This window comes from Aquimarina algiphila (assembly GCF_947494415.1).
GTDB classification, from domain to species: domain Bacteria; phylum Bacteroidota; class Bacteroidia; order Flavobacteriales; family Flavobacteriaceae; genus Aquimarina; species Aquimarina algiphila.
Genome location: NZ_CANLVC010000009.1, coordinates 16,256 through 26,661, shown reverse-complemented (window position 1 = coordinate 26,661; position 10,406 = coordinate 16,256). Strand labels below are relative to the sequence as shown.

The following is a 10,406-nucleotide window of genomic DNA, read 5'->3' as shown; positions in this document are numbered from 1 at the left end:
ACTACTCAACTTTAGGGTTGCTTAAATTATACAATTGCTTTCGACGTAATATTTTTTTGTTAGCTTAATGATATTTCAAGCAACGAATTGATAACTCTGTCTAAATCTTTATCAGATAAATCAAAATACATTGGCAATCTCAATAAACATTCAGAATAAGTGTCGCTAAAAGTCAATTTTCTATCATCATGGCGAGATTTATAAAATTCACTATCATGAAGACTTAAATAATGGAATACAGATAAAATATTATCACCCTTTAATTTATCTATGACTTCCGAACGTTTATTATTACTGGCAAAAACAATATAAAACATATGTGCATTATTACTAGCAAAGTCAGGAATATGAGGGAGCATAATATTATTTCTTTTACACCAATCATTTAATTCATTAAAATATTTCTCCCATATGTGTATTCTTTTCAGTTGAATTTTATCTATATGTTCGAGCTGAGCCCAAAGAAACCCCGCAGTAATCTCTGAAGGTAAAAAAGAAGACCCTATGTCTACCCAACCATATTTATCAACTTCTCCTCTAAAAAATGACGATCGATTTGTTCCTTTTTCCCATATGATTTCAGCTCTATTTTCGAACTGAGAATCGTTAATTGCTAACATTCCTCCTTCTCCAGAAATAATATTTTTAGTTTCATGAAAAGAAAATGCAGCCAAATGACCCATTGAACCTAATGCTCTTTTAGTTCCGTTTTTATCAACATAATAACTGTCAATAGCCTGTGCTGCATCTTCGATGACAAATAAATCATACTTTTCTGCAATTTCTAAAATTTTATCCATATCACATGCTACTCCGGCATAATGAACAGGCACAATAGCTTTTGTCCTTGGCGTTATTAACTTTTCAATAGAATTTTCATCAATTCCTGGATGATCACTCCTACTATCGGCAAAAATAACGTTTGCTCCTCTTAAAATAAAGGCATTTGCTGAGGAAACAAAGGTATAAGAAGGTATAATCACTTCATCACCAGCCTTTATATTAATTAATAAGGCCGCCATTTCTAATGCATCAGTACAAGATGTAGTCAGAAGACATTTACCAAATCCATATTTTTTTTGTAAAAAATCCTGACACATTTTGGTATACTTTCCATTACCCGATATTTTACCCGTACTAACAGCATCATACATATAATGCATTTCTTTACCTGTTAGATAAGGTTTATTGAATGGTATTTTTTCTTTCATTAGATTTTACAAATATTTAAATTAAAAAAAATATTTTGTTTTTCTTTTTTACAAATTTATATACATTTTTTATCCTTTATACATCTACACGAAAAAGATGCCTATGCATAAAAGCAATGGAAGGAAGTTATAATTATCCTTTTCATGATTCCTTCTTTATTAATTAGTTACCCTCATATATTCATCAAAATTCCAACTCCATTTTTTTATTGAGTAATGGTGTTGATGATAAAAACGGATCATATCTACTTTCAATTGATTGTCTCAAAAAAGCTTTATCAACTTTTTCAATATAGATATTTGGTTTAAAAAAACGATCTAATACCAAATCATTTATCTCAATAACTTTGTCATTATGTTTAAGTTTCACTGATTTAATTTCAATAGGAGATTCTTTTTTGTTTTCTCCTAAATCAATTCTAAACATTTTGGGCAAGACGTTATTTGGCAATTCAAAAACTATTGTCTGAAATTCTGAAATTCCTTTTACTTGGATTGTTTTTCTATTTTTTTCGGAATAACCTGACTCCAAATCATCGATATAAAAAACCTGAAAGTTATCATCTTCAAGAACCTTAATATCTATAAAAACTCTAAAAACATTTTCTTCTTTCTTTTTACAAGAAAAGCATAGCATCAACACTATTATGAAAAAAAAATTCTTCATTCAACAAGCATTTTCTTCAAACTTTCGTCCCAATTTGGTATTGAAACCTGAAATGTTTTTTCTGTTTCCAAGGTACTTAATAAACTGAATTTTGGTCTCTTTGCTGGTGTTGGATATGATTCTGTTGGTACTGGCTCTATTTTTATAGTTTTGTCTGTAATTCTAAAAATTGTTTTGGCAAAATCATACCAACTTATCTTGCCTTTATTACAATAATGATAGATTCCAAAATAGTCTGGAAATGCTATTATATCTACTATAAACTTTGCTAAATCTGGGGCATAAGTTGGTGCGCCTATTTGATCATTTACTACCCCTATTTCTTTTCGGTTATCACCAAGTTTCAACATTGTTTTTACAAAATTACCCCCATAGATCGAATACACCCAAGAGGTTCTTATAATGTAATAGTTATCTAACAACTCCCTAATATATTCTTCTCCTTTAAGTTTTGATTGTCCATAAACGTTTAACGGATTGACCTTATCTGTAATTTCATATGGTGTTTTCTTGGTTCCGTCAAAAACAAAATCAGTAGAGATATGAATAAATGTAGTTTGATGTTTTTTGCAATTTTCAGCCAAAACTTTAACCGCTTCTGCATTTATTTGATAAGCTTTACTTATTTCTTCTTCTGCTTTATCTACAGCTGTATATGCCGCACAATTAACTAGAAAATGAAAAGAATCATTATTGAATACATTTGCTACTTCTGCTTCATTTGTGATATCCATTTCGTTAGAGGACATAAACGTCCAACGGATTTTTGGTGAAGACCCTGCGGCAATGTCTCTAAAACACTTTCCTAATTGTCCATTGGCTCCAGTAACTAATACACTTATAATCATAGCTTATACGAGTAAAGGTTATAATATACTATAAAGAATCTATTGTAATACCTTTATCTAAGATATTTTTAACATCAAAAATAATCTTATTCTTGGCCAAAGTTTTCCAATCATAATCTAGAAATTCATTATGTGCAACGGCCAAAATTATTCCTTTATAATTATTAATGTTCTCTGACTTTACCTCTATTTGATACTCTTTTTCGATTTCTTTAGTATTTGCGATGGGGTCATATATATCGGCTTCGACACCAAACTCTTTGAGTTCATTATATATATCTATAACTCTAGTATTTCTAATATCTGGGCAGTTTTCTTTAAACGTAAAACCAAGTATTAGCGTTTTCGAATTATTAATATCAGCTTTAGATTGTAATAATCTTTTGATATACTTCTTAACTATTTTGCTACCCATTTCGTCATTAATACGTCTTCCTGCCAAAATAACCTCAGGGTTATATCCTAAGCTTTGTGCTTTATGAGTGAGATAGTATGGATCCACTCCTATACAGTGTCCTCCTACCAGTCCAGGTTTAAAAGGCAGGAAGTTCCATTTAGTACCTGCTGCTTCAAGAACTTCATTTGTATTAATATCCATTTTATCAAAAATCATAGAAAGTTCGTTCACAAATGCTATATTAAGATCGCGTTGTGTATTTTCTATGACTTTTGCTGCCTCAGCTACTTTGATGGACGATGCTTTGTGTGTTCCAACGGTAACAATTGTATTATACAAATCATCCACCACATTTGCAGTATCAATCGTACTACCAGATGTAATTTTTACAATATTATGTACTCTTCGTTCTTTATCACCTGGATTAATTCGTTCTGGAGAATAGCCACAAAAGAAATCTTTATTAAATTTTAAATCACTTACGCTTTCAAGAATCGGCACACATATTTCCTCAGTACAACCAGGAAAAACAGTGGATTCATAAATAACTATATCATCTTTACTGATATAATTACCAACTAATTTGCTCGCAGAAATAAGAGGAGATAGATCTGGTTGTTTAAACTCATTTATCGGTGTCGGTACAGTCACAATAAATATATTCGCTTGTTGTAACTCAACGGGATTGTATGTGTATATTACATCCTTTGCTTCACTTAAATCTTCTTTTGAAACTTCTAATGTGAAGTCTATATTTTTATTAAGCTCGTCAATTCTTTTTTTATTAATATCAAAACCTATTGTGCTTATTTTTTTTTTACCAAACTCAACTGCTAATGGTAACCCAACATACCCTAAACCTATTATTGCTATTTTTTTCATCGTTTCATAATTAACTACAATCTTGCTTTTTTAAATAATGGCAATGATCTATCTTTTTCAGAAATTATTAATTCTACATCTTCTTCTATGGTCCAATCTATGTTTAAGTCTTTATCATTATAAATTATTCCCCCCTCAGCCGATTTATTGTAAAAATTGTCACATTTATAAAAAAAAGTCGCTGTCTCACTTAGAACACAAAATCCATGTGCGAAGCCTCTTGGAATAAAGAGTTGTTTTTTATTTTCTGCCGATAATTCTACAGCGAAATATTCTCCAAAAGTTGGAGAATTTTCACGAAGATCTACAGCAACATCTAATACTGTTCCTTCTAAAGCTCTTACTAATTTTGCCTGTGCATGTTCACCTACTTGATAATGCAAGGCCCTAATCACTCCTTTTGTAGAGTAGGATTGATTGTCCTGTACAAAATTAACTTCCTGACCAATAAGCTCATTAAGCTTATTTTGATTATAGCTCTCAAAAAAATAGCCTCTTTCATCTTCAAAAACTGAAGGCTCTAATATAAAACACCCTTTGAGCTTGGTTTCAATTGCTTTCATTAAATTATTTTTCTATAATACTCAATAAATGTTTTCCATAACCACTTTTGACAAGTGGTTTTGCCAGCACTATCATTTTTTCTTCTGATATATAACCCATTTTAAAAGCCACCCCTTCTATTGCTCCAATTTTAAGTCCCTGTCGTTCTTCTATTACTTGAACAAATTGACTTGCCTGCATAAGAGAATTAAATGTTCCCGTATCCAACCATGCGGTTCCTCTATCTAAAATACTCACATTTAATCTCTTCTTTTCCAAGTACACTTTGTTGATATCAGTAATTTCTAGCTCTCCCCTATGACTCGGTTTTATATTCTTTGCAATATCAACCACTTCATTATCATAAAAATATATTCCAGGAACCGCATAATTTGATTTAGGTACTTTAGGTTTTTCCTCTATAGAAATTGCTTTCCCACCCTCATCAAATTCTACTACTCCATATCGTTCTGGGTCGTGAACATGATAGGCATATATAATACCGCCATCTGGATCATTATTAGCTTGTAAAAGCTTTGCTAAACCTGTTCCATAGAAAATATTATCCCCAAGAATCAAAGCTACTTTATCATTTCCAATGAAATCTTCACCAATTATAAAAGCTTCAGCCAATCCATTAGGTGCTTCTTGTACAGCATATTCGAATCTACATCCATACGCTTTTCCATCTCCAAGTAATTTTTGGAACGAAGGTAGATCATGCGGTGTTGAAATTATGAGAATCTCCCTTATACCTGACCACATCAATGTTGAAAGTGGATAGTAGATCATTGGTTTATCGTATACAGGCATTAATTGTTTACTAACCGCTAATGTAAGAGGATGTAATCTTGTTCCAGACCCTCCTGCTAAAATTATTCCCTTCATGATATTATTTTATTTTTTCTAAGTACCAAGCTACAGTTTTTTCGATACCTGTTTCGAAATTTTCGTCGGCTTTCCACCCCAGTTCATTTTCTATTTTAGTAGCATCAATGGCATAACGCATATCATGTCCTGGACGATCTTTAACATATGTTATAAGCACCTTATAAGATTTACCATCCTTACGAGGGATCTTTTGGTCTAATAATTCACAAATTTTGGATGCGATATAATTGTTATTACGCTCATTTCTTCCTCCAATATTATAAGTCTCACCAGAAACTCCTTTTGCATAAGCTAATTCTACACCTTTACAATGATCCAACACATATAACCAGTCTCTAACATTTTTACCATCTCCATAAATAGGAATATTTTCTCCAGCTATTGCTTTTCTAATTATAGTTGGTATAAGTTTTTCGTCATGCTGCTTTGGACCATAGTTATTAGAACAATTGGTAGTAACTACATTCATCCCGTAAGTATGAAAATAACTTCTAACTATAAAATCTGAAGAAGCTTTTGAAGCACTATATGGACTGTTTGGCGCATACGGTGTAGTTTCTTCAAATAATCCTGTTTCTCCTAATGTGCCATAAACCTCATCTGTAGAAACATGGTGAAAACGACAATTTTTATACTGATCTTTATAATTATGCGGAGATTCCATCCAATAGTTTCTAGCAACATCAATTAATGTAAATGTTCCAAAAACATTTGTTCTAATAAATTCATCTGGGCTTGATATCGAATTATCTACATGGGATTCAGCCGCAAAATGAATCACTCCATTTATATCATTTTTTTTAAACAGCTCTTCTATTAAATTTCGATCACAAATATCTCCCTTCATAAAAGTATATCTATTATGACTTTCGACTTCTTTTACATTTTTTAAATCTCCTGCATAAGTCAACGAATCTAGGTTCAAAACATTAAAATCTGAATTGTTTTTAATAAAATAAGGAATAAAATTAGAGCCTATAAACCCCGCTCCTCCAGTAATTAAAATAGTTTTCATATTTTTCTATAAGTAATTAAAAGTGATAAGTCAATTGTCAACAAATCTACAATATTAATGTTTTGATGCAAAAATAGCTTAATTATTGGGTTTGTCAATATGCTTTCCAATTTATATATTACACTTACCTTTTATCTTAACTCTTAAAAAAACTATCTATTTTCAATCCTTAATTATAACCTGCCAAATATTTATTTAATGAAATCATAATCAATGTCAAAAATAAAACACTAACAAATAAGATCGGTGTCAAAACGATTTTTTTAGCAAAAAAATCATTTATTAATGCTCCTTTATTAGGGAATTCAGAAATAATATTAATAGTGTTCTTTGTATTTGCTTTCTCATTGTTTAGCTTAATTTTTTCATCTTTTAATTTTTTTTCATGATCCAGCAATTCAAGTTCTGAGACTTGGTCACTTTTATTTTCTGCCAAATTAATGCTTGTTGTTCCATCTGGTTTTTTGGCCTCTAAAACTTTTATCCTTTTATAAAATTCCTGTAAATCATTGATTTCCTTTTGTTGTTGTTCTATAATCGAATCTCTTAGCGCTATATTATCATCATTAATATCTTTCTGAAGTTTAAAATATTCATTGTTTTCTATAGATGTAACAATAGCTTTTTGGCATTTTTTTGCAATTCCGGGAGATGTTGTTTCTATTTCGATTTTATGAAACTTTGCATTAATATCATTAAAGTTCTTTAAGTAATCTTCATAATGCACCTGTTTTTGTGATACCGAGTCTAGTTCTTGAATAAACTCACTAAATTGTTTTATTCGTTGTGTTTGATCTGAAAACGAAGATATTACTACTTTTTTTACATCTACTGCTGCAGATTCGGAAATATGTAACGCCTCTGCAAGTGCTTTACTTTCTTGCTGTTTTGCTAATTGATCGTAAAATTCGATATTATTATATAATTGTTGTACACTATTAAAGTTAGGCTGAACAATCATTGAAGACCTATATCTGGGTAATGCATTATGATCTATAACTCCCCCAACTATAACTCCAAGAAAAACTGCCAAAACAAGTTTATAGAAATGTACTCTGATAAATTGAAGTAATAGAATAAAAAAGTGAAATACGTTTTTAAAAATATTTGCTATAAGGGTAAAACAAGCACTAAATGCATTTCCTATAAGTTTGAATAATTGACCTAAATCAACATCATCTGAAGAATTCTCTTTAGCATTCATAGTATTTAGTAGGTTAGGTTATAAGATGGGAGAGTTTCAAAAAAAACTCCTTATCAATACATATAAATCATTTATAATTCTATTAAATCTGTTTATTTTTTCTAATACTACTTCTATGATTAAGTATTAGAAAAAATAACCTTTACGAATATCATTTTTAAATGTATCGCAGTAGAACGAATATTGCTATATACTTATTGAAAAAAGTATTGGGTTTAACTAAGTTTTAAGGACTTTTAACAATAATAGCGACTCTTGTTAAACACTTCATAATTAGCCATATAATCAAGCTAATTATTTTACGATATCTTTTAAATATGGTAGTTCTTTATCTTTTTCGGACAATTGAATTATTGAAGAATCTAATTTCCAATCAATATTAAGATCCGGGTCGTTATATATAATCCCAGATTCTGAAGATTTGTGATAGTAATTATCACATTTATAAGCAAATATTGCACTTTTACTTATTGGAACAAATAATTGAAAGTTATTTTGATCATTTAATAGGATTGCAAAGTGTTTTTTATAGGTTTTGGAATCTGGTCTTAGGTCCACGGCTACATCCAACACTTCACCCTTGATCACTCTAACCAATTTTGCCTGTGCATGGGCACCTGTCTGAAAATGTAATCCTCGAAGAGTTCCTTTTTTAGAAATCGACTGATTATCCTGAACAAAATTTACATTATATCCAGAGATTTCCTCAATTTTTTTTATTAGAGCTTTCAAAAAAAGACCCTCTATCGTCTTCAAATACGGTAGGTTTTATTACAAAACATCCTTCAATAAAAGTTGATTGAATTTCCATATTTAATCTAATTGTAATAGGTATTTACCATAACCGCTTTTGATCAGGGGTTTTGCCAGACGATGAAGTTGTTCTTTATCAATAAAGCCTTTTTTATACGCAATTTCTTCTATAGCTCCAATTTTAAGGCCTTGTCTTTCCTCTATTACCTGAACAAATTGAATGGCTTGCATAAGAGAGTTAAATGTCCCTGTATCCAACCATGCTGTACCTTTGTCCAGGATACTTACTTTTAACTTCCCTTTCTGCAGATATGCATTGTTAATATCTGTAATTTCTAGTTCACCACGAGAACTAGGAGTTATAGCTTTGGCAATTTTTACAACTTCATTATCGTAAAAATAAATTCCTGGCACTGCATAATTAGATTTTGGAGCTTCAGGTTTTTCTTCTATAGAAGTGGCATTACCTTGGGCATCAAAATCAACAACACCATATCGTTCTGGATCTTGTACGTGATATGCATATATAATTCCTCCATCCGGATCATTATTTCTTTCTAATAATGCTTCTAAACCAGAACCATAGAATATATTGTCTCCCAGTATTAGAGCGACTTTATCCTGACCTATAAATTTTTCACCAATAATAAAAGCTTCAGCTAATCCATTGGGGTGTTCTTGTATTGCATATTCAAATCGACATCCATAAGTAGTACCATCTCCTAATAATTTTTCGAACAATGGTAAATCTTGTGGAGTGGATATGATTAATATTTCCCTAATTCCTGCCGAAATTAATGTAGAGACTGGATAATAAATCATCGGCTTATCATAAACGGGCATCAACTGTTTACTAATTGCCAATGTAAGTGGATGTAAACGCGTTCCTGAGCCTCCTGCTAGTATTATTCCTTTCATTATTGTATTTATTATCCTAAATGGATTTCTGTCTTCAATAAAAGTTGAAAGTCCAAAATAGTATTAGTTTTTATACTTTTTTAAATACCACTTAATAGTTTTCTCAATCCCCGTTTCAAAATTCTCCTCTGCAGCCCACTTTAATTCATTTTCGATTTTAGATGCGTCAATTGCGTACCTAAAGTCATGACCTGGACGATCGGTAACAAAAGTAATAAGATCTTTATAAGATGTTCCTTTACTTCTTGGTACAACTCTATCCAAAATTTTACAAATTGTAGTGGCTATATATAGATTTTCTCTTTCGTTTTTGCCTCCAATATTATAGGTTTCTCCTAATTTTCCAGTCTTTAATACCAAGTCTATGCCTTTACAATGATCTAAAACATATAACCAATCCCGTACATTTTTACCATCACCATAAATAGGAATATTTTCTTCATTAACTGCTTTTCTGATAATAGTCGGGATTAATTTTTCATCATGTTGTCTTGGCCCATAGTTGTTTGAACCGTTTGTCGTAACCACAGGCAATCCATAGGTATGAAAATAGCTTCTAACCAGCATATCTGAAGATGCTTTTGAAGCACTATATGGGCTGTTTGGTGCATAGGGTGTGTTCTCGCTAAAAAGACCCGTTTCACCTAATGTTCCATATACCTCATCTGTAGAAACATGCAAAAAACGAGCATGTTTATATTCTGAATCAAATTCATTTGGTGATTTCATCCAGGTTTGATAAGCGGCCTGCAATAGATTAAATGTTCCTACAATATTAGTTTCGATAAACGCTTTTGGACCAGTGATAGAATTATCAACATGGGATTCTGCAGCAAAATGGACAACGGTATCAATTTGATATTCCTTAAAAATTGTCTTAACTGTATCCCAGTCACAGATATCTCCTTCAATAAAAGTATAATCTGCATTTTTTTCGTTCTCAATATTTTTAAGATCAGCAGCATATGTTAGTTTATCGAGATTAACGATTTTTGATGTTGTATCTTTTGCAATAAGGTTTATATAATTTGACCCTATAATCCTGCCCCACCTGTTATTAAGATATTCCTCTTCATG

The 10,406-nt window shown here is 31.1% G+C and carries 9 protein-coding genes and 2 pseudogenes; all 11 read right to left on the bottom strand.

The window, feature by feature from the left end; translation table 11 throughout:
• Positions 1–59: 59 nt before the first annotated feature.
• The 11 genes and pseudogenes from rffA to rfbB (PQF96_RS21520) all read right to left on the bottom strand — a co-directional run bounded on the left by rffA (position 60) and on the right by rfbB (PQF96_RS21520) (position 10,405).
• Positions 60–1,211, bottom strand: a complete 1,152-nt coding sequence (gene rffA / locus PQF96_RS21570) for a dTDP-4-amino-4,6-dideoxygalactose transaminase (RefSeq protein ID WP_271768249.1) — start codon at positions 1,209–1,211, stop codon at positions 60–62.
• 184 nt (positions 1,212–1,395) lie between these two features.
• Positions 1,396–1,878 carry a hypothetical protein gene (locus PQF96_RS21565; RefSeq protein ID WP_271768246.1) on the bottom strand — a complete coding sequence of 161 codons (483 nt, stop codon included), beginning with the start codon at positions 1,876–1,878 and terminating at the stop codon, positions 1,396–1,398.
• The gene (gene rfbD / locus PQF96_RS21560; RefSeq protein WP_271768244.1) at positions 1,875–2,726 is read right to left on the bottom strand and encodes a dTDP-4-dehydrorhamnose reductase; all 852 of its coding nucleotides are present in this window, start codon (positions 2,724–2,726) and stop codon (positions 1,875–1,877) included. The genes PQF96_RS21565 and rfbD overlap by 4 nt, the downstream gene beginning before the upstream one ends.
• Positions 2,727–2,754: 28 nt before the next feature.
• Positions 2,755–4,005, bottom strand: a complete 1,251-nt coding sequence (locus PQF96_RS21555) for a nucleotide sugar dehydrogenase (protein ID WP_271768242.1) — start codon at positions 4,003–4,005, stop codon at positions 2,755–2,757.
• Positions 4,006–4,019: 14 nt separating this feature from the next.
• A complete protein-coding gene (gene rfbC / locus PQF96_RS21550; RefSeq protein ID WP_271768240.1) occupies positions 4,020–4,568 on the bottom strand; it encodes a dTDP-4-dehydrorhamnose 3,5-epimerase in 549 nt (182 codons plus the stop codon).
• Positions 4,569–4,572: 4 nt separating this feature from the next.
• Positions 4,573–5,436 (bottom strand): glucose-1-phosphate thymidylyltransferase RfbA, encoded by an 864-nt coding sequence (rfbA, locus tag PQF96_RS21545; protein ID WP_271768237.1) that lies wholly within the window; start codon positions 5,434–5,436, stop codon positions 4,573–4,575.
• 4 nt (positions 5,437–5,440) lie between these two features.
• Positions 5,441–6,454, bottom strand: coding sequence for a dTDP-glucose 4,6-dehydratase (rfbB, locus tag PQF96_RS21540; RefSeq protein ID WP_271768234.1), 1,014 nt, complete (start codon positions 6,452–6,454; stop codon positions 5,441–5,443).
• 169 nt (positions 6,455–6,623) lie between these two features.
• Positions 6,624–7,658, bottom strand: coding sequence for a hypothetical protein (locus PQF96_RS21535; RefSeq protein ID WP_271768232.1), 1,035 nt, complete (start codon positions 7,656–7,658; stop codon positions 6,624–6,626).
• A 294-nt stretch (positions 7,659–7,952) separates the two neighbouring features.
• Positions 7,953–8,469 (bottom strand): annotated as a pseudogene (gene rfbC / locus PQF96_RS21530) (dTDP-4-dehydrorhamnose 3,5-epimerase).
• Between the two features lie 2 nt (positions 8,470–8,471).
• Positions 8,472–9,329, bottom strand: a complete 858-nt coding sequence (rfbA, locus tag PQF96_RS21525) for a glucose-1-phosphate thymidylyltransferase RfbA (RefSeq protein WP_271768230.1) — start codon at positions 9,327–9,329, stop codon at positions 8,472–8,474.
• Between the two features lie 63 nt (positions 9,330–9,392).
• Positions 9,393–10,405: pseudogene (gene rfbB, locus PQF96_RS21520) on the bottom strand (dTDP-glucose 4,6-dehydratase).
• Position 10,406: the final 1 nt, after the last annotated feature.